27 protein-coding genes are annotated in these 24,079 nt (G+C 68.6%); 12 read left to right on the top strand and 15 right to left on the bottom strand.

The genetic code is table 11. The features are described from left to right. Positions 1 to 901: 901 nt before the first annotated feature. Positions 902 to 2,800, bottom strand: a complete 1,899-nt coding sequence (gene typA / locus LTT66_RS18995) for a translational GTPase TypA (protein WP_233059982.1) — start codon at positions 2,798 to 2,800, stop codon at positions 902 to 904. 231 nt (positions 2,801 to 3,031) lie between these two features. Between typA and LTT66_RS18990 the strand changes: the two genes are divergently transcribed. Together LTT66_RS18990 and LTT66_RS18985 are read left to right on the top strand one after the other, a co-directional pair. Then, the gene (locus LTT66_RS18990) at positions 3,032 to 3,208 is read left to right on the top strand and encodes a hypothetical protein (protein WP_085994939.1); all 177 of its coding nucleotides are present in this window, start codon (positions 3,032 to 3,034) and stop codon (positions 3,206 to 3,208) included. A gap of 52 nt (positions 3,209 to 3,260) precedes the next feature. Beyond that, positions 3,261 to 3,548 carry a 4a-hydroxytetrahydrobiopterin dehydratase gene (locus LTT66_RS18985; protein WP_043697419.1) on the top strand — a complete coding sequence of 96 codons (288 nt, stop codon included), beginning with the start codon at positions 3,261 to 3,263 and terminating at the stop codon, positions 3,546 to 3,548. A gap of 418 nt (positions 3,549 to 3,966) precedes the next feature. Here the strand turns inward: LTT66_RS18985 and LTT66_RS18980 are convergent, their stop codons facing one another. Next, positions 3,967 to 5,172, bottom strand: a complete 1,206-nt coding sequence (locus tag LTT66_RS18980) for a mannosyltransferase (protein WP_456299727.1) — start codon at positions 5,170 to 5,172, stop codon at positions 3,967 to 3,969. Between the two features lie 344 nt (positions 5,173 to 5,516). On the opposite strand from LTT66_RS18980, the gene LTT66_RS18975 reads away from it, so the two are divergent. Both LTT66_RS18975 and LTT66_RS18970 read left to right on the top strand, forming a co-directional pair. Continuing rightward, positions 5,517 to 6,317, top strand: coding sequence for an Rv1157c family protein (locus tag LTT66_RS18975; protein ID WP_233059980.1), 801 nt, complete (start codon positions 5,517 to 5,519; stop codon positions 6,315 to 6,317). Between the two features lie 121 nt (positions 6,318 to 6,438). Next, positions 6,439 to 6,816: a hypothetical protein gene (locus LTT66_RS18970; protein ID WP_195033439.1), complete on the top strand. Its 378-nt coding sequence runs from the start codon at positions 6,439 to 6,441 to the stop codon at positions 6,814 to 6,816. 526 nt (positions 6,817 to 7,342) lie between these two features. Here the strand turns inward: LTT66_RS18970 and LTT66_RS18965 are convergent. The 3 genes from LTT66_RS18965 to LTT66_RS18955 all read right to left on the bottom strand — a co-directional run bounded on the left by LTT66_RS18965 (position 7,343) and on the right by LTT66_RS18955 (position 10,197). Continuing rightward, positions 7,343 to 8,056 (bottom strand): DUF1906 domain-containing protein, encoded by a 714-nt coding sequence (locus tag LTT66_RS18965; RefSeq protein ID WP_233059979.1) that lies wholly within the window; start codon positions 8,054 to 8,056, stop codon positions 7,343 to 7,345. Between the two features lie 180 nt (positions 8,057 to 8,236). After that, positions 8,237 to 9,364, bottom strand: coding sequence for a hypothetical protein (locus LTT66_RS18960; protein ID WP_233059978.1), 1,128 nt, complete (start codon positions 9,362 to 9,364; stop codon positions 8,237 to 8,239). Positions 9,365 to 9,594: 230 nt separating this feature from the next. Then, a complete protein-coding gene (locus LTT66_RS18955) occupies positions 9,595 to 10,197 on the bottom strand; it encodes a CHAP domain-containing protein (protein WP_233059977.1) in 603 nt (200 codons plus the stop codon). Positions 10,198 to 10,395: 198 nt separating this feature from the next. On the opposite strand from LTT66_RS18955, the gene LTT66_RS18950 reads away from it, so the two are divergent. From LTT66_RS18950 to LTT66_RS18935, 4 genes are read left to right on the top strand one after another with little or no spacing between them, the layout of a single operon-like run. Next, positions 10,396 to 11,046, top strand: coding sequence for an ABC transporter permease (locus LTT66_RS18950; protein ID WP_181723234.1), 651 nt, complete (start codon positions 10,396 to 10,398; stop codon positions 11,044 to 11,046). After that, a complete protein-coding gene (locus LTT66_RS18945; RefSeq protein WP_269821962.1) occupies positions 11,039 to 12,235 on the top strand; it encodes an ABC transporter ATP-binding protein in 1,197 nt (398 codons plus the stop codon). The genes LTT66_RS18950 and LTT66_RS18945 overlap by 8 nt, the downstream gene beginning before the upstream one ends. Next, positions 12,232 to 12,993, top strand: a complete 762-nt coding sequence (locus tag LTT66_RS18940; protein ID WP_233059976.1) for an ABC transporter permease — start codon at positions 12,232 to 12,234, stop codon at positions 12,991 to 12,993. Before LTT66_RS18945 ends, LTT66_RS18940 begins: the two co-directional genes overlap by 4 nt. After that, a complete protein-coding gene (locus tag LTT66_RS18935; RefSeq protein ID WP_233059975.1) occupies positions 12,990 to 13,964 on the top strand; it encodes a glycine betaine ABC transporter substrate-binding protein in 975 nt (324 codons plus the stop codon). The genes LTT66_RS18940 and LTT66_RS18935 overlap by 4 nt, the downstream gene beginning before the upstream one ends. Before the next feature lie 218 nt (positions 13,965 to 14,182). Here LTT66_RS18935 and LTT66_RS18930 read toward each other — a convergent pair whose 3' ends face one another. Beyond that, positions 14,183 to 14,821 (bottom strand): TIGR03086 family metal-binding protein, encoded by a 639-nt coding sequence (locus tag LTT66_RS18930; protein ID WP_233059974.1) that lies wholly within the window; start codon positions 14,819 to 14,821, stop codon positions 14,183 to 14,185. 89 nt (positions 14,822 to 14,910) lie between these two features. On the opposite strand from LTT66_RS18930, the gene LTT66_RS18925 reads away from it, so the two are divergent. Continuing rightward, positions 14,911 to 15,882 (top strand): helix-turn-helix transcriptional regulator, encoded by a 972-nt coding sequence (locus LTT66_RS18925; RefSeq protein WP_233059973.1) that lies wholly within the window; start codon positions 14,911 to 14,913, stop codon positions 15,880 to 15,882. Between the two features lie 14 nt (positions 15,883 to 15,896). Here LTT66_RS18925 and LTT66_RS18920 read toward each other — a convergent pair whose 3' ends face one another. Beyond that, the gene (locus LTT66_RS18920; RefSeq protein ID WP_233059972.1) at positions 15,897 to 17,354 is read right to left on the bottom strand and encodes an MFS transporter; all 1,458 of its coding nucleotides are present in this window, start codon (positions 17,352 to 17,354) and stop codon (positions 15,897 to 15,899) included. Positions 17,355 to 17,425: 71 nt separating this feature from the next. Between LTT66_RS18920 and LTT66_RS18915 the strand changes: the two genes are divergently transcribed. Then, complete coding sequence (locus LTT66_RS18915) at positions 17,426 to 17,908, top strand: MarR family winged helix-turn-helix transcriptional regulator (RefSeq protein ID WP_181723188.1); 483 nt, start codon at positions 17,426 to 17,428, stop codon at positions 17,906 to 17,908. Between the two features lie 15 nt (positions 17,909 to 17,923). Here the strand turns inward: LTT66_RS18915 and LTT66_RS18910 are convergent, their stop codons facing one another. Further along, positions 17,924 to 18,739, bottom strand: a complete 816-nt coding sequence (locus LTT66_RS18910) for an AraC family transcriptional regulator (RefSeq protein ID WP_233059971.1) — start codon at positions 18,737 to 18,739, stop codon at positions 17,924 to 17,926. Between the two features lie 66 nt (positions 18,740 to 18,805). On the opposite strand from LTT66_RS18910, the gene LTT66_RS18905 reads away from it, so the two are divergent. Next, positions 18,806 to 19,732 carry a DMT family transporter gene (locus LTT66_RS18905; RefSeq protein ID WP_233059970.1) on the top strand — a complete coding sequence of 309 codons (927 nt, stop codon included), beginning with the start codon at positions 18,806 to 18,808 and terminating at the stop codon, positions 19,730 to 19,732. Positions 19,733 to 19,741: 9 nt separating this feature from the next. Then, on the top strand, positions 19,742 to 20,047 hold the full coding sequence (locus LTT66_RS18900; protein WP_195067653.1) for a hypothetical protein: 306 nt from the start codon (positions 19,742 to 19,744) through the stop codon (positions 20,045 to 20,047). 5 nt (positions 20,048 to 20,052) lie between these two features. Here LTT66_RS18900 and LTT66_RS18895 read toward each other — a convergent pair whose 3' ends face one another. From LTT66_RS18895 to LTT66_RS18860, 7 genes are all read right to left on the bottom strand, one after another. After that, positions 20,053 to 20,265, bottom strand: coding sequence for a hypothetical protein (locus tag LTT66_RS18895; protein ID WP_233059969.1), 213 nt, complete (start codon positions 20,263 to 20,265; stop codon positions 20,053 to 20,055). A gap of 269 nt (positions 20,266 to 20,534) precedes the next feature. After that, positions 20,535 to 21,119 (bottom strand): NADPH-dependent FMN reductase, encoded by a 585-nt coding sequence (locus LTT66_RS18885; RefSeq protein ID WP_233059968.1) that lies wholly within the window; start codon positions 21,117 to 21,119, stop codon positions 20,535 to 20,537. An 83-nt stretch (positions 21,120 to 21,202) separates the two neighbouring features. Then, a complete protein-coding gene (locus LTT66_RS18880; RefSeq protein ID WP_233059967.1) occupies positions 21,203 to 21,574 on the bottom strand; it encodes a hypothetical protein in 372 nt (123 codons plus the stop codon). An 11-nt stretch (positions 21,575 to 21,585) separates the two neighbouring features. Then, positions 21,586 to 22,062, bottom strand: coding sequence for a roadblock/LC7 domain-containing protein (locus LTT66_RS18875; protein WP_233059966.1), 477 nt, complete (start codon positions 22,060 to 22,062; stop codon positions 21,586 to 21,588). Next, positions 22,059 to 22,889 (bottom strand): hypothetical protein, encoded by an 831-nt coding sequence (locus LTT66_RS18870; RefSeq protein ID WP_233059965.1) that lies wholly within the window; start codon positions 22,887 to 22,889, stop codon positions 22,059 to 22,061. Before LTT66_RS18870 ends, LTT66_RS18875 begins: the two co-directional genes overlap by 4 nt. Beyond that, positions 22,879 to 23,232 carry a roadblock/LC7 domain-containing protein gene (locus LTT66_RS18865; RefSeq protein ID WP_220135733.1) on the bottom strand — a complete coding sequence of 118 codons (354 nt, stop codon included), beginning with the start codon at positions 23,230 to 23,232 and terminating at the stop codon, positions 22,879 to 22,881. The genes LTT66_RS18870 and LTT66_RS18865 overlap by 11 nt, the downstream gene beginning before the upstream one ends. A 466-nt stretch (positions 23,233 to 23,698) precedes the next feature. Beyond that, on the bottom strand, positions 23,699 to 24,040 hold the full coding sequence (locus LTT66_RS18860) for a hypothetical protein (protein ID WP_195067657.1): 342 nt from the start codon (positions 24,038 to 24,040) through the stop codon (positions 23,699 to 23,701). Positions 24,041 to 24,079: the final 39 nt, after the last annotated feature.

The following is a 24,079-nucleotide window of genomic DNA, read 5'->3' as shown; positions in this document are numbered from 1 at the left end:
TCGGGAACTCTACCGTACGGTCGAGTCCGGTCGCAGATTCCTTCCGACGTCGACGGAATCGCCGCGAGGGAGCTGTTATCGGCGCAGCAGAAACTGCGAGCGCGCCGCCGGTCGATGAGGTCGCGCGCCGTACGGTGTCAAACCTCGGCAAATATTCGGCGTACCCGCCACCGCCGCGATAACGGTTGCGGACCGGCGCGCGGAAAGCCGGAGGATGCACGGCAACGGCGGCCGCAGAACCGGAGGAGGCATCGCCGCGCTCCGAAAGTGAACAATTGCCCCGGCACGTTGAACGGCGCGGAAACTCGGCCCTGCCGAGCGGTATCGGGCAGTAGCGCCGACGAGCCACCCAGCTGGCACGATACTTGCACGTCAAGCCGACTTCTGTCCCGCGAGCAATCCGCCGGACGGGAGCTTATATCGGCCACATGCGCGGAGCGAGACAGCGCCGCGAACACAGTCCCCCGCGACAGTCTTCCCGATCGGAAGGAGATCTCCGATATGAGTCTCTCGTCGCCGATGGTTCACAATTTTTCATACCGACCGAAATCACCCGGAATCGATTATCCACATGTCTCGCTCATTACACATATCCATGTGTCACATGGACTGAACGACTAGCGGAATCAATTCCGAAACATAGGGCCAGCGAACACTGGTAACGGCAGCTTTCCGATCCACTGCGACCCCGGCACCCAGCAATTACAAATCGCTCTCGGACAGGCTACGTTCACAGCGAATTCACGACCTATCGGAACAAATTGCGATGTCGACCCACCCGTACGCGGCCCTCCTGCGCGGCGATCACGCGGACAACGCGTGCAGCCACCTCGAGGCGCTCCACCGGAACGGGTTCCGGCGTCGCCAGCAGCGACCCCGGAACCCGTTCAGCCGGAAGAGATTACAGCGCCGCGCGGTCGCGCGCCTTGCGCCGCGACAGTTCCCGCGCGCGCTCGTTCCCCCCGAGGATCACCTTGCGCACCCGGACCACTTCCGGGGTGACCTCCACGCACTCGTCGGCGGCGCAGAACTCCATCGCGCCTTCGAGATCCAGTTGCAGCGGCTTGGCCAGGGTCTCGATCACGTCGGCGGTCGAGCTGCGCATGTTGGTCAGCTTCTTCTCCCGAGTGACGTTGATGTCGAGATCCTCCGCGCGGGGATTCACGCCGACCACATGTCCCTCATAGGTGTCCGCGCCGGGTTCCACGAAGAACTGCCCGCGGTCGGCGAGCTGGATCATCGCGAACGGCGTCACGGTGCCCGACCGGTCCGAGACCAGCGAGCCGGTGTGCCTGGCCCGGATCTCGCCCGCCCACGGCGCGTAGCCGTGCGACACCGCGTTGGCGATGCCGGTGCCGCGGGTCTCGGTGAGGAAGTCGGTGCGGAAGCCGATCAGGCCGCGCGAGGGGACGATGAACTCCATGCGCACCCAGCCCGCGGCGTGGTTGCTCATCTGCACCATCTTGCCCTTGCGCGCGGCCAGCAGCTGGGTGATCGCGCCGAGGTACTCGTCGGGGCAGTCGATGGTCAGCTCTTCGTACGGCTCGTGCACCTTGCCGTCGACCTGCCTGGTGACCACCTGCGGCTTGCCGACGGTCAGCTCGAAGCCCTCGCGGCGCATGGTCTCGACCAGGATGGCCAGCGCCAGCTCACCACGGCCCTGCACCTCCCAGGCGTCCGGGCGGCCGATGTCGAGCACGCGCAGCGACACGTTGCCGACCAGTTCCTGGTCCAGGCGCGCCTTCACCATGCGGGCGGTCAGCTTGTGGCCCTGCACCCGGCCGACCAGCGGCGAGGTATTGGTGCCGATGGTGACCGAGATGGCCGGCTCGTCGACGGTGATACGCGGCAGCGCGACGGGTTCGTCGATGTCGGCGAGGGTGTCGCCGATCATGATGTCCGGAATGCCCGCGATGGCGACGATGTCGCCCGCCACGGCGAGCTCACCGGGCTGACGCTCCACGCCGATCGTCTGCAGCAGTTCGGTGATCTTCACCTGCTTGACGCCGTCGGCGTGCATCCAGGCCACGTTCTGCCCCTTGCGCAGTTCGCCGTTGTGGATGCGCACCAGCGCGAGGCGGCCCAGGAACGCCGAGGCGTCCAGGTTGGTGACGTGCGCCTGCAACGGCGCGGTCGGATCACCCTTCGGCGCGGGGATGTGTTCGAGCAGCACGTCGAACAGCGCGTCGAGATTCTCGGCGGCGGGGGCGTTGCCGTTCTCCGGACGTTCCTTGGACGCTTTGCCTTCTCGCCCGGAGGCGTACAGCACCGGAAGGTCGAGCGCGAGCTCGGCGGCCTCGGCGGCGGCGTCGTCCAGATCGGAGGCCAGGTCCAGCAGCAGGTCGTGGCTTTCCTCCACGACCTCCTCGATGCGGGCGTCGGGGCGGTCGGTCTTGTTGACGACCAGGATCACCGGCAACGACGCGGCCAGCGCCTTGCGCAGCACGAACCGGGTCTGCGGCAACGGCCCCTCGGACGCGTCGACCAGCAGCACCACGCCGTCCACCATGGACAGGCCGCGCTCGACCTCGCCGCCGAAGTCGGCGTGACCCGGGGTATCGATGACGTTGATGACGGTGACCGAGCCATCCGGATGATGCCGGTGCACCGCTGTGTTCTTGGCGAGAATGGTGATGCCCTTCTCGCGTTCCAGATCCCCGGAGTCCATCACGCGATCGACGGGCTCGGCCCGCTCGGCGAAGGCGCCCGACTGGCGCAGCATGGCGTCGACCAGGGTCGTCTTGCCGTGGTCGACGTGGGCCACGATGGCGACGTTGCGGAAATCGCGTGCAGACGACACGCCTGAATCCTCCTGCTGTTCGGTGTGGGGCGCCGACGGTGCTCGGTGTCCGGCGTGAGTGGACCCTACGTGGTTACGCAGGCAGCCGCCTCCGGGTCCTGACGCTCACGCCGGGCTCCTTGCAAACGGGTGGAGAATCGAAACTCACCGGGCATCGCGGCCAGTAACACCCTACCGGCAGTCCGTTTCGCCCCGCGTTTCAGGCTTTGTAGTTAGGGTAAGCTAACCGCCGTGGGCAAGGTCAAAGCAAAGAAGGTTTCGAGCCTGAAACCGAAGAAGAAGTGCTGTCGGAAGAAGACGCGCTGCTTGAAGTGCCCCGTGGTCATCATGCGGATGAAGAAGTGCGAAGCAGCCGGAGTCACCGGCAAGGATCTGAAGAAGGCACTCAAGCAAGCGCGCGCAGCCTGACCCCCGCCGCCCCCCTTTCCGGGGCGGCCCGAGGTGAGTAGTAAGGAGTGTTATGGCCCAGCAGACACTGCTTTCCGATACCGAGATCGCCGAGGCCCTCACCGAACTGCCGGACTGGACCAGATCAGGGGACAACCTGGTCCGCACTGTCCAAGCGCCCACCTTTCCCGCGGGCATCGAACTCGTGCGCCGGGTCGCCGAGGCCGCGGAGGAGGCCGATCACCACCCCGACATCGACATCCGCTGGCGCAAAGTCACCTTCAGTCTGTCCACCCATTCCGCGGGCGGGCTCACCGCGCTCGACGTCGCCCTGGCTCACGAGATAGATCGGTTGTGTTGAATTCGCCGCGACTTCGTCGCGGCGTGTTCGCGGCCCCCGGGTGGCTCGCGTCGGAGCGGCCGCCGCTGGCGACTGCGTCGCGGACGCGAGCCGGGCCGCGAACGGCGCATGCTCGGTCTCGCTTCGCTCGAAACCTGGAGTTGGGGTACGCCGGGCGCGTTGGTAGTCGAGCGCAGCACATAGTGCGGGCGACTTGGAGCGGCTGATCGTCAGGTCGACCGGTGATCGTGGTGAACGGGCGACCATTCGGAGAGGAGCCGGGCACCGCGAACAGCACATGCTCGCTCTCGCTCCGCTCGAAACCGGTGGTCGGGCCACCATGCTTGCGGGCAGTCGGATTTCTCCGCTGTTATCGCGCCGTGGCCGGGACCGGAGCCAGCCCTGAAGATCACGTTCGAGCCCGAGCGGGCGGTGGCATTTATGCGGCGCGCGCGGGCCCTTCGGTCGGTACGCGCGTTTCCTCGTGCGGGCCCAAGCGGGCATGCCGGGGCCCGAAGCGGATCACCCAGAGGTAGAAGACCACGACGCCGAGCACGTCGACGGCGCCGAGCCAGGACAGCACGCCCGGGCGGGAGATGGTCCAGATCGAGTCCTGGAAGAACGACAGCACCCACGGCACGCCGACGAGCATGGTCACCAGCCAGTATCCGGCCACGATCCGCGCGCCGGGCGCTCGGCGCAGCGGGCCGTAGACCAGCCAGAGCACCGTCGGCAGCAACCAGACCCAGTGATGCGACCACGAGATGGGCGAGATCATCAACCCGAACAGCTGCACGACGATGAGGGTGCCGAGCCGGTCGTCGGGGGCGAGCGCGCGCCAAGCCAGGAATGCCAGCGCCGCGACCAGGACCACGGACGCGATCCACCACGGGCCGGATTCCACGTCGTAACCGAGGATCCGGCTCAGGGCGCCGCGCAACGACTGGTTCCACACCGAGCCCACCGGGCCGATCCGATCGGCGTCCCCGAGCAGCGTGCCGAAGTATCGGCGCGCCTCGGTGGGGGCGATCAGGAAACTCACGCCGACCGTCGCGCCGAAAACCACCGCCGACCACGCCACGGTGCCCCAGCGCCTGCGCGCGACGAAATACAGGCCGGTGATCGCGGGCGTCAGCTTGATGCCCGCGACGATCCCGACCAGCCCGCCGGAGATCCACCACCGCGAACTGCGCACCGCGAGCATCCCGCCGAGCACCAGGAACACATTGACCTGGCCGTAGTCCATCGTGGTTCGCACCGGCTCCAGCCATAGCCCCAGCGCGGTCCAGCCGACAGTTGCGGCCCGCCACTGCGGTGAGCGCAGCCGCTCGGCCCCGAACATCAGCTCGAAACCGATGTGCACCACCGCGTACAGCGCCGCGGCGATGGCCAGCAACCACGCCACCGCGACCACCGTGAACGGCAGATAGTGCAGCGGGAAGAAGACCAGCGCCGCGAACGGCGGATAGGTGAAGGGCAGCGGGAAGTCCGGCGTCTTCTCCGCATAGGTGAAGTCGTAGAGCTGATCGGTCAGCAGCGCGGCCGACCCACCGACGTAGACGTGCAGGTCGACCAGGTTCATCCCATTCGGGGACAACAGCATCCACAGCAGCCGGGCCAGCACGGACAGGCCGAGCATCGACACAGCCCATCGGAGGTGACGATTCAAATCGCTGGCTTTCGGCTCGGGTGCGGTGCGTCGGTTCGGCGCGCCCGGACTTCGATGTTCTGGCGACAGCGCGGACGGCACGGATTAGATTAACCGCAGCGCGAATGCGGTCGGCGCACCCATTGAACCACCGGTAACATTTGCATCAACTTTCACACCAGTAACACAAGGGCACGGTATGTTCTGCTAACACTGATCGTCCCCGGCGCCTTTCGGACGCCGCGGCTGTACACGTAGCCGCAATGTCCCTAGAGTGACCCCGAAACGATGGCTTTTAGCAATCGAACCCAGATGTACCCGAGGTAAGGACGGCCAGACCAGTGCTTCGCACCCGAGGATCGCGGATCGCATTGTCCGCACTCGCCGTCGCGGCGAGTGCCACGCTCGCCGCGCCGACGACAGCAATCGCGGCCCCCGCGACCGCCCCCGCGGCGATAACGAACAGCGTTCCCATGGTTCCCGAAGGTGTTCCGGTGGATGCGCTGGCCGCGCTCGCCCCGGCCATCGTCGGCGCCATCGCGGGCCCCGCGGATATCGCGAGCCCCGCCGGTATCGCGGGCCCGCAGTCGGCCATCCTGGATCAGGCGCGCAGGCTGTTGGCCACCTTGAACCTGCCGCCGCAGATCAAGTCCACACTGGAGCGGATCATCACCTTCCTGGACGGCAGCGGTGGCGGTGGCCCCGAGGTGCCGCAGGACGGCCCGGTGATCGCGCAGTTCCTGTACCCGACCATCGGCAAGGGCTGCATCGGCCCGACCTCCGACTCCGTCGGCACCGCGCTGGCCGTGCCCGGCCCGGCCACGCTGCCGCCGCCGGGACCGCAGGCCGGTCAGACCGGGTTCGTCTTCACCGCCCTCGGCACCAAGTCGCCGACGCCGGTGCAGAACCCGCCGATGACGGTGCAGTGGCTCAACCTCGACACCCGCCAGTCCGGCGTCCAGCCGCTGACCGACGAGGCCAAGATCAACCCCGACGGGCCCGCCACGCTGTCCGCGATCGCCGACACCGGCTTCGGCCGTGTCGTCGCGGTCGTCTCCGGTTCGCTGACCACCAAGTCCGGTGACGACGCGCCGCGGACCTGCTCGTTCCTGCCGACGCTCGGATTCTTCACCGTAGGCTGAGCCTTCCCGCCGAGGGCGGCGATCCCATCGGGATCGCCGCCCTCGTCGTTCGCCGCGAAGACCTCCAACAGATCCGCCGCCTCGCCCCATGAGCGGTCCGGACTGTGGTAGACCGCTAACTATGGCGACCACCGATTACTCGAAATCCACGGCCTGTTCGACACGGCCGGGTCATTCGATCCGGAGCAGGCGCTCACACCGATCCATCCTGTCGATCCGCTCCGAAGGGTCGATCCTGTCCATCGGATCGGCCTACTCCATCCTGTCCATCGGCAGCGTCGGCTCGGTGCTGTCGATCGGGTCGGTGGGGTCGTTCGGCTCGGCGATCTCGTCGTTCTCCTTCGCCAGCCTCGGCTCCGCGTTCTCCGGCGTGTCCCGGTGGTCGCTGTTCTCCTGGCTCGGCGACCACGAAGCGCCGGACAGCCGCCCGTCGCTGCGCGTCGTCCCGGACGACGAACCCGACTTGCGCGTCGCACCGATGAGCCACTGCCAGACGTAATTTTTGGCCGCGCCTTCGGCGCGGCGTGTTCGCGGCCCCTTTATGGCTCGCGTCCGAGCGACCGCCGCTGGCGACTTCGTCGCGGACGCGGCGGCCGCTCGGACGCGAGCCGCGCCGCGAACGGACAATGCTCGCTCTCGCTTCGCTCGAAATACGTGGTTGAGGTGCGCTGGGCACGTGGCATGCGTGCCGCGATACTCACTGACTGGCGGCCGGACGCGCACAGCGATCGGGATTCACGCCGCTGGACCGATGACCTGACAACTCCGGTGGACAGGGGGAAGCTCTCTCGGCTCTCGCCTCGAGGACATCGGATGTCGGTGGAACCGTCACGTGCGCGCAACCTCCGAGACTTGGAGGTCGGTGCAGCGACTACGAATTCCGCTGCCAGAGCCGGGCCGGTCGCGGCTGCGGACCTGAATTCTGCGTGTAGCTCCTGCGCTATCGGCCCGGTTTCGGCAGCCACTGGCGTGTGGGGGACGTCAAGGATTCTGCGCGGTACGGCAGTCGGCAGACGGATTCCGTTTCACCACTGCCCGTATTCGGGCGTGAGCACGTTGTTCACATCGATCCCCACCCCGTCGATGGATCGTTTGTCGATCTCGAACTGGTGCAGATGGGCGGTGGGGTGCACGAAACCCTTCGGGGTGCCCCAATTGTGCTGCCAGTACCAGGAACACAATCCCGCGGCCTGGGCGAGCTCGATGGTCGGGGTGTTCGCGTAGACACCGGTGTTCTCCTTGCCGAGCACAGACTGCCAGCCCAGCAGGTACGGCGCGATCATGGTGGCGAAGTCGACCGGGGAGGGGTTGTCGTCGATGGACGCGTAGATCGGCACGTTGTCGGGGCCGCCTGCCGCTCGGTGCAGCGCGAGCCCGCGCTCGGCGTGCCGCTTGCCCGCCTCCAGCCCGCCGCGCCAGTCCGCAGACGGCCCCTTGCCGAACTGGTAGCACGAAACGATCTGCAGACCCGCCGCTTTGAGGTCGTCGACCTCGGCGGAGCGTAGCGGTTTGCCCGCCATCCACTCGGCCCCGGGCCTGCGATCGGACACGTAGCGGATCACGCCGAGATGTCCCGCGTCGCGGATCGCCGCGGCCGAGGGCACGCCGCCCGCGTAATCGATCAGGGTGCCGAGCGAGGGCCGGGCGGAGGCCGGGGCCGCCGCCGCGGTCACGCCGGCCACGGCCGCGGCGGCCGCGTAGACGAACAGATCACGCCGGGACACCGAGCTGGAACGCATCGTGGACTCCTTCGCGCAACCCCGATATGGATAGCAGCGTGCCCGGCGCACCTTCCCCATACCTGATGTGCGCCGGGAGCCTCGAACGTGAACTCATTTCACCACATTCACATCAGAACCGCTAGACCCAGGAGAAACACGTTTCACATTTGCCACAGGAAGCAAACGCCGTACCGAGGCTCAAGCGACGCCGTCGACGCGTGCGGCGACGTCGATGGTGCGCATCGCCGGATCGGCCAGTTCTTTGCGAATCACCGCCGCGACCTGTGCCACCACCTGTTTCTTGATCCCGGCGAGCGCACCGAGGGCGGCTGCTCGCGCACCGTGCGCGGTGAACTCCATCCGGATGTCCGCCGGGTTCGGCGGCGGTACGTCGATCACCACGCGCAACGGGTCGGCGGCGCGGGCGGTGAGCATCAGCGGCACCTCGAGGTCGGCGCGATAGCGATTGGCTTTCAGCACGTCCACGGTGATGTCCAGGCTCACCGGCAAGGTCAGGGCGAACGCGACCGGGTCCGCCGCTCGGTCCGCCAGTCGCGGTATCCGGACCGCGCCGCGGACGGTCACCACGACACCGGCGCGCGGCCCCGTCCGCAGCGGTCCGACCTCGATCGGCCGGCCCGCCAACCGCTCCACGACGTCGTACACCCGTTCGCGTGTCACGATGCGGGAGAAGAATCGGTGACCGAACTCGCCGTAGCCGATCCAGTCGAACGCGGTCTTGTCCCGATGCGGCGAGTGCTTGCCCGCGACCATGGCCTCGACGTCGAACACCAGGCCGCGTCGGGTGTGCGGATCCGCCAGCATGGCGTTGACCCGGGAGGCGACCTCCCGCTGCACAACGCCCGCGATCGGGTCGAGCAGCCACTCCCACGCCGAGTCCACCGCTTGGGCGCGCAGGACGAAGCTGATGTCGCGCTGGGTGATCGGCGGGATGTCGATGATGATGAGCACGGGTTCGGCGGTGCGGGCGTGCAAGGTCAGATCTATTTCGACCCTGGCCTCCAGGCGCAGCTTCCGGCCACCGAGCAGCACCTTCAGCGTGAGCGACACCGGGACGGTGACCTCGAAGGCCACGCGTGGACCACTGTCCAGGACGCGCGGGGTGCCGACCTTCCCCTCGGCGACGAAACCGGCGAGCCCGGCCGGGCCGATCGAGACCGGGCCGATGGTGATGCCGCGGCCCGCCATGCCCGAGACGGCGGACTCGATCCGCGCCGCTTTCACGGCGTGTATGACGAAACGCTCACCGAACTCGGCGTAGTCGATCCAGCCGGGCGCACTACCCGCGTCGTCGGTCGGATGCATCAGTAGTCCCGGAACCCTCACCTTTCGATGGACACCCGACACGGTACGCGACCGATCTTGTCCCGCCCCGGAACGCGCTGCTGTGCCCGAGATCCCCGTCCTGCCGATGAGGGGGAAGCAGGGCGGGGACCGGCGACGGCGCTGCCGGGCGCCGCCGTCTCCATCCTAGGACTATCCGGCACGCCGTTTCACCCGCATATCGGACAGACGCGGCTGTTCGAGGGTGAGTGTCACAATCGCCCGAAACCGACCACACCCGGCACGTCGTCCAGCGCGAAGCGGTGGATTCGGACCTCGCCGTACTCGTTGCCGCCGATCGTGGTCACCTGGCCCGCGTCGGCTCGCAGGACCAGGTTCGTGTGCTGCCCGAACGGGCTGGATTCCCGGTACAGCAGTACGTCACCGGTGCGCGGCCGATAACCCGACCCCGCGGGGACGAACCGGCCGACGCTTTCGTAGTACTCCTGCAACGTGTACACACCGGGTATCCGCCAGGAGCCCGAATTCGGGTTGGCCAGCGGAGCACCGGCCTCCCGCAGCACCCAGCTGACGAAATCGGCGCACCACGCCTCCTCGACGCCTTCCGCGTATTTCGTGCCGGCACCCGGATCGGCGAACTCCCGCTCGGCGACCGCGACGATTCCGGCCTGGGCCGCATCGAGCGCCGAACGGTCCAGTGCGGGGAACTCGGTGAGGCGCTCGCCTACGACGGCCCGGTGGTCCGCCCGGTCCTGCCACCACAGGCCGCCCGCGATCCCGGCGGCAGCCACACAGAGCACCACCACCGCGAACGCGATCCACCGCCCCGGTCGCACTCCCACCTGTTGTGTCATCTTTCCCCCGATTCGTCCTGTGCTGCCGATGTCGACCTTATGGAATTCGACGCGCGAGCGCGCCCAACAGTTCCCGGCGACACCTTGATCGGTTTCGCCTACCGCGTGGCCGGGCAACCCTTACGAGCCGAAATCGTTTACGGCACCGGGACAACCGCGCTAGTCTCCGGAGAGACCAGCCGATGGGGAGGTACGGCCCTGGACACGCTGTGGACATTCATCGTGCACCGCCGGCACCAGTTGCTGGTCGACTCATACCTGCACGTCTCGGCCGTGGTGCAATCGGTGCTGCTGGCCACGGTGGTCTCGGTGCTGATCGGAATTCTGGTCTACCGCAGCCCGCTCGGCTCCTCGATCGCCTCCGCCTTGGCCGGCGCGGTGCTCACCGTGCCGTCGTTCGCGCTGCTCGGCCTGCTGATCCCGTTCCTCGGCCTCGGTGTCGCACCGACGATCACGGCACTGGTGGTGTACGCGCTGCTGCCGATCATGCGCAACACCATCATCGGGCTCGCCTCGGTGGACCCAGCCGTGACCGACGCGGCGCGCGGGGTCGGGATGAATCGGTTGCGCGTACTCGCCCGGATCGAACTGCCGCTGGCCTGGCCCGCCATCCTGGCCGGAATGCGGGTGAGCACCCAGCTGATCATGGGGATTCTCGCGCTCGCCGCCTACGCCAAAGGCCCCGGGCTCGGCAACCTGATCTTCTCCGGACTCGCGCGCCTCGGCAGCCCGAACGCGGTGCCGCAGGCTCTGGTCGGCACGATCCTCGTCGTCGTGCTCGCCCTCGTGCTCGACGGGATCTACGTCCTGATCGGACGGCTCACCACCTCGAGGGGAATTCGTGACTGACACCGAAACCAGCGGCGCCGCCGCATCGGTCGTCTCCGGCGTCGAGATCGTGCTCGACTCGGTGACCAAACACTATCCGGGACAGCGCGATCCGGCCGTCGACCAGGTCTCGCTGACCGTCCCGGCCGGTGAGATCGTGGTCCTGGTCGGCCGGTCCGGCTGCGGCAAGACCACCACCATGCGGATGATCAACCGGCTGATCGAGCCCACCTCGGGCACCATCACCATCGACGGGCGCGACGCGGCCACGATCCATCCCGACCGGTTGCGCCGCGGCATCGGCTACTCGATCCAGCAGGCGGGCCTGTTCCCGCACCTGACCATCGCGAAGAACGTCGCGACCGTGCCCGGCCTGATCGGCTGGGACCGGCGGCGCATCGCGGCACGGGTCGAGGAGATGCTGGAGCTGGTCGGTCTGGACCCGGACACCTTCCGCGACCGCTATCCCCGCCAGCTCTCCGGCGGCCAGCAGCAGCGGGTCGGCGTGGCCAGGGCGCTGGCGGCCGACCCCCCCGTGCTGCTGATGGACGAACCGTTCGGCGCGGTCGATCCGATCACGCGGGGACTGCTGCAGGACGAGCTGCTGCGCCTGCAAGGCGAACTCGGCAAGACGATCGTCTTCGTCACCCACGATTTCACCGAGGCGGTCAAGCTCGGCGACCGCATCGCCGTGCTGGGTGACCGATCCCGCATCCTGCAGTACGACACGCCCGCGGCGATCCTGGCCGACCCGGCCGACGAGACGGTCGCCGGTTTCGTCGGCGCGGACGCCTCGCTCAAGCAGCTCACGCTGACCCGGGTCCGGGACGTCGAACTCGGCGACTGCCCCACCGCGAGCGAGCAGGACACGGTCGAGCAGCTGCGCACCGCGCTCGCGGACCGGGACTGGCCGTGGGCGCTGGTGCTGGACGCTCAGCGCCGCCCACGCCGGTGGGTTTCGGCCGAACAGCTGGCGCACGCCGCGTCCTTGCGCGACGTCGGATCGCCGGTGCCGGAGACGTTGTCGCTGAAATCGACTCTGCAGGACGCGCTCGAGGCACTGCTGACCTACCAGAACGCGACCGCGGTCGTGACCGGGACGCGTGGCGAGTACGCCGGGCTGATCACCATCGACACCCTGATCGGCCATCTGTCGGCCCTGCGCGCCGAGCACGGCGCCGACCACGCCGCGGCGGACGGCGCGCCATGACCACCGCAGTGTCACCCGCCGCCCAGCGCAGGGCCGAGCGTATCCGGCTGGTCGCCCAGCCCGCGCTCGTGCTCGCGCTCACCGCGGGCGTGCTGGTGTGGGCGTACGCCCGCGACCTCACCGTCACGCAGCAGGCCAGCCTGAACGCGGGCAACGTCGCGACCGTCACCTGGCAGCACGCGCTGATCACCGCGACCGTGGTGCTGATCGTCGTCGCGGTGGCCGTCCCGCTGGGCACCGTGCTCACCAGGCCGGGATTCCGCCGTCTCGCACCGGTTTTCGTCGGCATCGCGAACATGGCCGCGGCCGCACCGGCCATCGGCCTGATCGTGCTGTTCTATCTGGCCACCCGCACCACCGGCTTCTGGATCGGCGTGGCGCCGATCGCGCTCTACTCGCTGCTTCCGGTACTGCGCAACACCATCCTCGGCTACCAGCAGGTGGACCGGACGCTCGTCGACGCGGGCCGCGGTCAGGGGATGTCGGCGGCGACGGTGCTGCGGCGCATCGAATTCCCGCTCGCGGTGCCCTACATCCTGGCCGGGCTGCGCACGTCGCTGGTGCTCGCGGTCGGCACCGCGACGCTGTCGTTCCTGGTGAGCGCGGGCGGGCTCGGCATCCTGATCGACACCGGCTACAAGCTGCGCGACAACGTGACCCTGGTGGTCGGCGCGGTGCTCGCGGTGGCACTGGCCCTGCTGGTGGACTGGCTCGGCGCGCTCGCCGAAGCATTCCTCGGGCCGAGGGGGCTGAGATGACCCGCGCGTGGCGCACACTCGCGCTGGCGCTCGGTATGGCACTGGTGGCCGCGTGCGGGCTGCAATCCGGCGGCGCGGTGCCGCTGCGGGTGGGTCCGGGCAGCATCGGACCGGTGCCCGAGCTCGAAGGTGTGCGCATCACGGTGGGCTCCAAGGATTTCACCGAGCAGAACATCCTCGGGTATCTCATCGAGTTCGCCCTCTCGGCAGCGGGCGCCGACGTGCGCGACCTGACCAACATCCAGGGCTCCAACAGCGTGCGCGACGCCCAGCTGCACGGGCAGATCGACATCGCCTACGACTACACCGGCACCGGCTGGATCAACTACCTCGGCAACGAGACGCCGGTGCCGGACGAGATCGGCCAGTTCGAGGCGGTTCGCGACGCCGACCGCGCCGAGCACGGCATGGTGTGGGCGGCGATGGCGCCGATGAACAACACCTACGCGCTGGTCATGAGCGCCCGGACCGCGCAGGAGACCGGCGTGCGGACGCTGTCGGACTACGCCCGGCTGGTCGACGCCGACCCGGCCGCCGCGTCCATCTGCGTCGGCACCGAATTCAACGTCCGCCAGGACGGATTCCCCGGCCTGACCCGCAAATACGAGATCGACGCGGGCAAGGTGCGCAAGCAGATCGTCCAGGACGCCGTGGTCTACCAGGCGACCGCCGACGGCAAACAGTGCCGCTTCGGCTCCGTCGCCGCCACCGACGGACGCATCCCGGCGCTGAATCTGGCGCTGTTGCAGGATGATCGCGGCTTCTTCCCGAAGTACAACGCGGCGCTGGTGATGCGCGCGAGTTTCGCCGAGGCGCATCCGCAGGTCGTCACCGTGCTGACCCCGATCTCGCAGCGCCTCACCAACGAGACCATCACCGAGCTGAACCGGCAGGTCGACGTGGACGGACGCGAACCCGCGGATGTGGCGCGAGACTGGATGGTCGCGCAGGGTTTCGTCACCGCGCGCTAGCCCTCGTCGTACACGGGTTATTCGGCCGGGCGAGTGCCGGGAACGCCCGCGCCCGGTCAGCACGCTTCGGCTCGCTACACCTACGGTCGCACCATGCCGATGAACCAGGAGACGCTGGAACGGGGCGATGAACTCCTGTCGCTGTCCGGGTCACCGTGTGACCCGAACAGGCTGCCGGTCGCCGCGGGTGGGGCGACCGGCAAACCATCGGCCTGCGCTCAGGCGCGCGGCTCGCGCCCGAGGTAGCGCAGCAGGGCCGCGACGGCGGTGCTGTCGGCCGGGCCGTCCACGATCGCGGCGTAGGCGCCCCACTGGCGCAACGGTTCTACGATCTCGGCCGCCGCGCCGCTCCCCGGCGCCGGATGGATGGCGCGGGCCGCGGTGAGCAGGTGGGTGGCCAGTTCATCGGTCAGCGGCGAGGGCTGGCCGGTGGCGACCGCGATGTCCCAGGCGTGCACCGCGGCGTCCAGCGCGCACATGACCGCGGCGACCGGGGTGGCGAGCGCGCCGTGCGGCAGCGGCGTCGGCACGGTCTCGGTGCCGTCGTCGACCGTGGCCCAGGCGACGGAGGTCTGCTCGACGGCCTCGCGCACCAGGTCCGATGCGGTCCCGTCGATCGCGCCGGAGGGGGCGAACGGGTTGTACGCCGGCCCGTCGCCGATACCGAGGAACTGGGCGAAGGCCAGCTGATCACCCGCGGCGTGCTGAACGACCTGCGTCACATCCCATTCCGAGCACGGGGTGGGCAGGTGCCACTGGTCCGCGCCGACGCCCGCGACCACGGTCTCCAGCGCGCGGTAGGAGTCGGTGAGCACATCGCGCCAGACGGTCTGCAGGGCGGTGGAGGTGGCGTTCATGTCGGAGCCTTTCGCTTCGTTCTTGCTACTGACATCAGGCTATGCGGCAATTAGGCTATTTCTGTTCCTAATAGGCCGAGGAGGAAAAAGTGGCGTCGACCACGACGCGTCTGCTGCGGTTGCTGGCGCTGCTCCAAGACCGCGCGCACACCGGGCGCGAACTCGCCGAACGCCTCGGCGTCACCGATCGCACGCTGCGCCACGACATCCAGCGTCTGCGCGAGCTCGGCTACCCGGTGCACGCCGCACGCGGCGCGATCGGCGGCTATCGGCTCGGGCGCGGCACGACCATGCCACCCCTGCTGCTCGACGACGACGAGGCGGTGGCCGTCGCGGTCGCGGTCGGGCTCGCCGAGGACGGCTCCACCGGCATCGCGGACATCGTCGAGCACGTCGCGAAAGCTCTGGGAAAGCTGGATCAGATCCTGCCGAAACGCTTGCAGCGCAAAGTGTCCGCGCTGCGCGAAGCGACGGCGATCGGCCCGGCCACGACCGGATCGCGGGAGCCGGACGCGCCGGTTCCCGCCGCGGTGCTCACCACCCTGGCCGGCGCCATCCGCGACGGTGCGACGGTCCGGATCGCGGAAGCCGGAGCCGGATCCTCCGTCGAGATCGAGCCGTACCGGCTGATCAACTGGCAGCGCCGCTGGTACCTGGTCGCCTACAGCTTGGCAGACCACTCCTGGCGCGCGATCGCGCTGGCCGCGGTCCTTCGCGCCGAGCCCAGTTCCCGCCGCTTCGCCGCCCGCTCACTCCCCGACGACGATCTGGTCGCTTTCGTCATGCGCCACATCGCCACCACGGGGTGGAAGGTGCAGGCGCGGGTCACCGTGCTCGCGCCCGCCGAGACCGTCGTGGCCCGGATCAACCCCGCCGTCGGGGTGGTCGAGGCAGTGGACGCGGACACCTGCGTCCTCTACACGGGTGCGGACGCACTGGAGACGATCGCCATCTACCTGTCCATGCTGATGATGGACTTCCGCGTCGACGGCCCCCCGGAACTCGTCGCCCACATCCGCACCCTCGGCCGCCGGTACACCGCTGCCGTCGCGAACGCCTGATTCCGAGGACGACGTCAGGAATGCCCGGTGGTGGTCGCCGCGTCGGCCGTCTTCCGCATCGGGATCAGCGCGGTCATCGCGATCGCGGCCAGCGCCGCCGCCATCGCGATGAGGAAGGTGGTGTGGAACCCCTCGCGCGAGGGCAGCAGGTGCGGGCCGAACTGGATGGTCATGTGCGCGAGCACCACGCTCATCACCGCCGCCGAGGTCGAGGTGCCGATCGAGCGCATCAGCGAGTTCAAGCCGTTGGCCGCCGCGGTCTCGGTGATCGGCACCGCGCCCATGATCAGCGCGGGCATCGCCGCGTACGCCAGACCGACACCGCCCGCGACGATCATCGAGGCGAGCATGATCTCCCAGACGCTGTTCATCAGGACCACCGCGCACAGGTAGCCGACCGCGATCACCGACGACCCGAGCGCGAGGGTGACCTTCGGTCCCCGGCTCGCCGACAGCCGCGCCGACACCGGGGAGAGCAGCATCATGACGAAACCGGTCGGCGCCAGCGCCAATCCCGCGCTGACCATGGACAGCCCGAAGCCGTATCCGGTCTGCTCCGGCGCCATCAGCAACTGCGGGAAGGTCAGCGACATGCCGTAGAGCGAGAATCCCACGGCGATCGAGGCGACATTGGTGAACAGCACTCTCGGGCGCGCCGATACCCGCAGGTCCACCAGCGGCGAGCGCTGGCGCAATTCGAAAGCGCCCCAGCCGAGGAACACCACGACCGAAACCGCGAACAGGATCAGGATCGGCGCGCCGGCCCAGCCCCAATCCGCGCCCTTGGTGATCGCCACCAGCAACGCGAGCAGCGCGACCGACAGCCCGATCGCGCCGCCGAAATCGAACCGGGCGGGCGTTCGTACCGGCGACTCCGGCACGAACGCGAAGACCAGTGCGGCGCAGACGACGCCGAGCCCGGCCGACGTCCAGAACAGCACGTGCCAGTCCGCGTTCTGCGCGATGGCCGCCGCGACCGGCAGACCGATCGCGCCGCCGACGCCGAGCGTGGCGCTCATGATCGCCATCGCGGAACCCACCCGCTCGGCGGGCAATTCGTCCCGCATGATGCTGATGCCCAATGGAATGGCCCCGACCGCCGCACCTTGCAGGGAGCGTCCCACGATCTCGGGCAGCAGCGTGGAGAACGACGCGCAGACCACCGAACCGGCCACCAGCAGAAGCAGATTCGCGAACAAGATGCGGCGCTTGCCGAACATGTCGCCGAGACGGCCGCTGATCGGGGTCGCCACCGCGCCCGCCAGCAGTGTGGCCGTGACGACCCAGGAGGCATTGGACGCCGAGGTGTGCAACAGGGCGGGCAGCGACGGAATGATCGGAATGACGAGCGTCTGCATCAGCGAGACGACGACACCGACCATGCCGAGCGTCGCGATGAGCAGGGCCGGCGCAGGCCCGCGCCGATCGCCGGAACCAGAGACGGTCGAGGACGCGTCGGCAGCCACAGTCACATATGTACGGTACATATCATGTGCATGGTGCACAATTTGATCTCGGCGTGATACGCGCGACATAGTGGGGCATGTCCGATTTCGGCCCAGGCGACAGCGCAGCGCTGACCCGCCTCGCCTTCGAACTCTCGCTGCTGTCCAGGCACTTCCCGGCCGCACTGCTACGCCGTCCCGGCTTCCGGCTCGACCGCTCGGCATACCTGATCCTGACCAGGCTGGAACTGGACCACCCGCTGAGCCTGCGCGAGCTGTCCGAAGCGTTCCGGTTGGACATTTCCACGATCAACCGTCAGGTCGGGGCCATGCTCAAACAGGGGTTGGTCGACCGGGTGCCCGACCCCGACGGCGGCATCGCCCGCAAGATCCGCGCCAGCGCCAAGGGATTGGACTTCCTGGCCTCCGACCGCAAGCAGAGCCGCCAGGGTATCGGCGCGGTGGTAGCCGAATGGAGCGACGCCGACGTCGATCAGTTCAGCAGGCTCATCGCGCGCTTCAACCAGTCGGTCGAAGACCGAGAGGACAACCCCTGGCCCCGCCCGCAGGGGCTGGAGTGAGACCGGATCGAGCGGTCACGCCGCGGCGTACACGCCAGGGGTGATGCCGTAGCAACGCCGGAACCACCGGGTGAGATGGGCTTGGTCGGCGAAACCGGCGGCGGTGGCCGCTTCGGCGACCGGGCGGCCCGCCGCGATCAGGCGCCTGGCCGCGCGCAAACGCAGCAGGCGCTGGTAATCGCTCGGCGCGAGGCCGTAATTCGCCCGGAACGCGCGATACAGCGCGAACCGGCTCGCACCGCTCGCCTCGACCAGGTCGTCCATGGAGAGCGGGTCGAGATAGCGGTCGTCGAGGACGACGCGCACGCGACGGGCGACGGCCGCGTCCGGCCGGGCCGTCGAGCGAACCCGGGGTCGGCGCGCCCCGCGCTGCACCAGCGCCGCGACCGAAGCGGCCAGCGCCTCGTCGGCGGCGAGTGCGGTGGCCGGGCCGGTCAGGCCGGCGCAGAGGCGACGGAGCGCCGAGGTGAGCACCGGATCGCGCAGCACCGGGTCGGCGAACAGGGGCAGCCCGGTCGGACGGCCCGCCTGATCGGACAGCACGTCGGTGACCAACTCGGTGCCGATGTGCACGATCGAGTAGGTGAAGCCCTGCTCGGTGGTGCTGTGGCCGTTGTGCGGCTCGTCCGGGTTGAACGCCATCACCATGCCCGCCGCGCTGGTCCGCGCGGCGCCGCGGCAATCGAAGCTCTGCGCACCGAACTCGGTGAAGCCGAAGGAGTAGGTCTCGTGGCTGTGCGAGTGATAGACGTGCCGCTCGAAGTGCGCGTGCATCAGTTCCACCGGGCGGTTCGGCATTCGCCGGTACCGCACCCACTCACCGTCGGCCACCGTCCCATTGTGCGCCGCGCACCAGCGTTCAAGACCGCGAGGCGGTAAGTCAGCAGGATCGGATCCGTGCGTATCCGATTGTTGCTCATTGTGGTCATGGCGTTATGGGGCAGCGCCTTCGCGTGCTCGAAACTCGCGATTCAGGAGATCCCGCACGAGGTGGCGGGATTCCTCCGCTTCTTCCTCGGCGCCGTCGTTCTGCTCGTCGCCCTGCGTATGCCCAGGATCGCGGTACGGGACTTCGGACGTGTGGCGGCGCTCGGGCTGGTCGGCGTGTTCGGCTACAACTTCCTTTTCTTCCTCGGACTGGCCATGGCGCCCGCTGCGGACGGCAGTGTGATCGTGCCGATGGCGGCGCCGGTCATCACCGTCGCCGTCACGGCCGCGCTGACTCGCACCCGGCTGCCCGTCGCGCGCGCCGTCGGGATCGCCGTAGCGGTCTGCGGCGGCGCCGTCTTCTTTCTCGGCATTCCGTCCGGCGGTGGCCACCGGCTGCTCGGTGACCTCCTCTTCCTCGCTGCGGCCGCGTGCTGGGCGTGCTACACCATGCTCGGCGCCCCGGTGCTGGCCCGCCTCGCGGCCCCGGCCGTCACCGTCTATGCCACGGCCACCGGCGCTTTGGCGCTGGGCGTGGTCGCGCTGCCGCACCTGTCCGGCGTGGCATGGTCCGAGCTCGGTCCCGGGTTTTGGCTCAACCAGGCGTATCTCGGCGTCCTGCCGACCGCGCTGGCGTACGTCCTCTACTATCGCGCGGTCGGCGAGGTCGGTCCGGCGACCGCCGCCTCCGCGATGTTCCTGGTTCCCGCCTTCGGCCTCGCCTGTGCGTGGGTACTGCTCGGCGAATCCATCGCGCCCGTCCAAGCGCTCGGCGCCGCACTGATGTTCGCCGGAGCATGGCTCAACACCCGCGACGGCAAACCGCGTGCGGCCGTTGTGCCGCCGATCGAACCGGATGCCGACGATTTGCCCCTCTTGCCGGGAGCGCGGCGCTAGGCTCCGCCCATGCGAGAGAGGCATCGGCCGACGGGAACCGCGTGGTGGAACAACTACCTGGTCGCACTGGTCGGTCTACTTCTGGCGGGCGGACTGGTCTTCGCCGCCGTCACCGCGGCTCAGGCGGGTGCGTATCCACTGTCGATTGCCCTGGGAGTGCTGGCCGTTCCCTTCGCCCTCCCCACGGTCGTGCAGATCGTGAGCGAACTCGTCGTCTACCTGACCCTGATCGGGCTCGTTCTGCTCCTGCCCGCTCTGATCGTCAGCCCTGGATTGCGCAGGTGGGGGAAGAAGCGGTGGCAGCGCCTGACGTAGTCCGGCTAGCCGCCGCAGACCTGCCGGTGCGCGTTACGCAATGCGACCGCGAGCGGCTCCTGCGACAGGCCATAGGGGTCGATGCTGTTGCGCACCACCCAGATGGCTCCGCCGACCACCAGGCACAGGGGAGTCGGCGGCTGCGACGGCGGATTCGCCTGCGCGATCGCCGTTCCCCCCGCCATGAACGAACCGGCGATCACCAACGCCGCGAGCATTTTTCGCATCGTGGAGTCCTTTCGTCGCCGCACAGCGTACGCCGGATCCTCCTACCGGGCGGGGGAATTGCCTGCTGATCTGCCTGCCCGACGGCCGCGCCGTTCCCGGCTCGGCCGCCACCGGCACCGTTATGCGCCACGCCATCCTGCGCCGCTACGCCCGCGACGCGGGCTTCGCCGACGCGCAGGTGCTTCCGATCGCCGACTTCAGCTTCTATCGCCCGATCCCCTGCGCCCGCCCCGTCGAGACGAGCCGAACCTCGCAAGCGTCACGCGGTATAGGGATGTTCGGCGCGGGCCGACCGCAGCGCCCGGCCCCACCAGACCAGCTGGCCGAGCAGTTGATCGGCGGCGGCGACCGGCATTTCCGGATCCGTCGGCTGTCCCGCGGCATCGAATCGCCTGCCCGCGTCGTGGAAGCTCACCGTGTCGCGCACGGTAACCGCGTGCAGTTCGGCGAAGACGTGCCTGAGGTGCTCCACCGCACGCAAGCCGCCGGAGATGCCGCCGTAGGAGACGAATCCCACCGGCTTGGCCCGCCATTCGGTGTAATGCCAGTCGATGGCGTTCTTGACCGGCGCCGGATAGCTGTGGTTGTACTCGGGTGTCACGACGACGAAAGCGTCCGCCGCGGCCAGCCGGGGGCCGATCGCGGCCAGCGCCCGCGCCGCCTCGGGTTCGGGACGGTGGGAAAGACGGTCCGGCAGCGGCGTTTCGGCCAGATCGATGACGTCGACGCTGACGTCATCGTGCCGGTCGGCGCGTGCCGCGAACCATTTCGCGACGGTCGGGCCGAAGCGGCCCGCACGAGTACTGCCGATGATGACGGCGAGCTGGATCGGATTGTCCGGCATGGCGCATTCCCTTCGATATGTTTCGATACGGGAACAGCCTCGAGCCTGAACAAAGGTTTAGGTCAAGTCGGCACGATCGCCGGTCAGACCTCCAGTTCCTCCTCGATGCCCTTCAGGCGGTGCCTGGCCATCGCCAGGTTCGCCCGGCCCCGGTCCAGCGCCAGGTAGAGGAACAGGCCCTTGGACTTGCGGCCGGTCATCGGCCGGATGATGTGGTACTGGCTGGACAACGTGATGAGGATGTCCTCGATGTCCTCCTTGAGACCCAGTTGGTCCATGGTGCGCATCTTGGCGCGCACCACCTCGGTGTTGCCGGCGCCCGCGACCTGGAGATCCAGGGACTTGGAACTGCCGAGCATGCCCAGCGCCATGCCGCTGTTGTAGTCGACCACGGCCGCGCCGATCGCGCCGTCGATCACCATCATGTCTTTGAGCGCCAGATCCATATTGGACATATCTGTTCCTTTCAATAGGTTTTCGTTGCTTGTTCGCTTCCCGCGTCGGTCGCTACCGGCGTCAGCAAGTCGGCGATCGCGCGGGCCGCCGGGCGGGATTCCAGATGCAGCCTGCCGATGTTCACCTCGGGGGCGGCCAAGACGGTCAGCGAGGTCCAGCCGGCCGCGTAGATCACCACGTGCCCGCCGGTGCCGTGCACCACGACCTCGCTGAACCCGCCGCCGTGCGCGGTGCTGGCCAACCGGTGCGAGAGCGACAGCTGCGAGGCGGCCATCGCGGCCATTCCGTTGGGCTCGATCTGCGGCGGCAGATCGTGGGCGACCAGCAGCCCGTCGTTGGACGCCACCAGCGCGCCGGTCAGCCGCGGGACCCGATCGCGCAGCGCCTTCAGTTCCGTGAGCACCGCCGCGTTCGGTTCGGGTCCGGACATCGCCACCTTGGTCAACCTTCCCATCAAATCGCCGAGCAGTTTCTTCCGCGCGGTCACGCGAGCTCCTCCAAAGCCGCTTGCAGGCGGACGAGCAGGTCGCGGTCCGGCGGCTCCGAACGATCGGCGACGGGGACCGGCGCCGAGTGCCGCCCACGACGTCGCGGAAGCCGACCCGGCTCGGCGAGGGCGCGCGCGACCGCTACGGGCTCGGCGGTCACCGGCGCGAGCACCGCGGGCTCGACCGCCATGCGCGCCGACGTCGCGCCGGGCGGCTCGATCAGCCCCGCCGCGGTCAGATCCCGCACCGCGACCAGACATCCATAGGTGGTGCGGCCGAGCTCACGGCCGATCCCCGCGACGCTGCGCTGGGCGTCGGCGGCGGCCAGCACCTCGGCCTGCCCCCCGGTGAGCATCACGCGCCGTCGCCGCACCCGGCGAACCGGGACGACCGGGACGCGATCGACCAGATCCGCGGGCCACGGCCCGGATTCCGGATCGCCGCGCCGCGCGCACTCCTGGACGAGCGCCCGGGGCGTGATGTGGCAGACGGGGGCGAGCCAGTGCGGTGGCGCGGGCCGGAATTCCGGAACGGCGGGCGTGGCCAGCAAGAAGTAGGCGGCATCGAAAACCGACAGCATCGCGAGCGTTTCCAGCTGTGGCCGCCCCAGCACACGACCTGGATCGCCCGACCCGGCGCGCCGCCAGTCCTCGGCGGTCGCCACCCCCGCCTCGACGACCAGCCGGTCCAGCCCGGTGGTGCGCATGCAGTCGGCGGAAACGATCGCGCCTTCGGCGAGATGAAACGCACCGTCGCCCGCGTGCAGCACCCCCGTACGTCCTTCCTGCTCCAGCCGCCGCAATTCGACCGCGAGTTCAGGGCTCATCGCCGTCCTCGGCCATTTCATCGAGAATTCCGCGGAGCTGGTATCGCGCCATCGCCAGATTCCCGGTGTCCTCGTCGAACAGCACGTGCACGAAAAGCCGTCCGTCGAAATCGCCGTTCACCAGGTTCAGCAGGTGATATCCGCGGGTCCCGCAGACGATGATCTCGGTGACATCGTCGCCGTCGGTGGACAACGCCGGGCAGGCGAGCACCGCGCGCACCACATCCGTTGTGGCCGCGGCGTCTTCGTGCTCGTCCACGAGGTCGTGCCTGCCGTCCGCGGCGATCGCCAGACCGCTCGCGCCGTCCACCAGCGTCACACTGCGCGCACCCGGAATATCCATGATGCGTTTCAGAGAGCCGTCGATACCGATCACGCGCCACCACTTGTCATGGGAGGGGTTTACGGTTTCCAGACGCTACACACGGGCGCCGCGGGCTGTACAGCAAATCAGGGAGAAATTTCCGGTAAAAATTATTTTCCCTGGCAGCGTGGAATTATACCTTTCGGTATTCAATACCTTTTGGTATTCAATACCCGTCGGTTTTCCGTGGCGGCGCACCGGATCCGGCCACAATAAGTCCTCGATACGGCCACTCGACTGCTCCGGTGCCACTTACGCGGCACGACTGCGACCATTCAGGCACGGCCATGCGCCGCCTGAACGAAACGAGCGCGGGAAGCTTCCGGCTGAGCGCCACGGCCCTACACGAGGGGCCCGCGCGACCGACAGTGACCGCGCAGCAATTACAAGATCGGCAACAGCGGATACGAACGCGGATTCGGCCGCGCCGCTGGGCGACGAGAGGTCAGCCGCCGGTGATACCGGTGGAGATCTTGACCACGACCTTGTCGTCGGTGACCTCCTGCACCGTAACGGTGCTCCCGTCGGCGGACTGGGTCTCCCCGACCGGGACGGTGACCTCCTGACCACCCACCGACAGGGTGACCAGGTTGCCGTTCACGGCAATGAGTTTCGCTTCGATGCCCAGGATGCTCGCTCGGGCGTCCACACCGCGGGCGAAGGTCACCGTGCAACCGCTCACGGCGCAATCGGTCTTCGTACCAGGGCCTTCCGTCGTGCAGGCGGCCACGCCGAGCGGAGTCACCAAGGCGAACAAGGACACTGCGACGAGCCGGCGAAGAACCACCCGCTCAGTGTAGAGCCGATCGACCTCCCCGTCCGGCGC

It is taken from the genome of Nocardia gipuzkoensis (assembly GCF_021183645.1).
Lineage (GTDB): Bacteria > Actinomycetota > Actinomycetes > Mycobacteriales > Mycobacteriaceae > Nocardia > Nocardia abscessus.
Note: the sequence above shows the minus strand (reverse complement) of the source record. Positions and strands in the feature narration are given on the sequence as shown.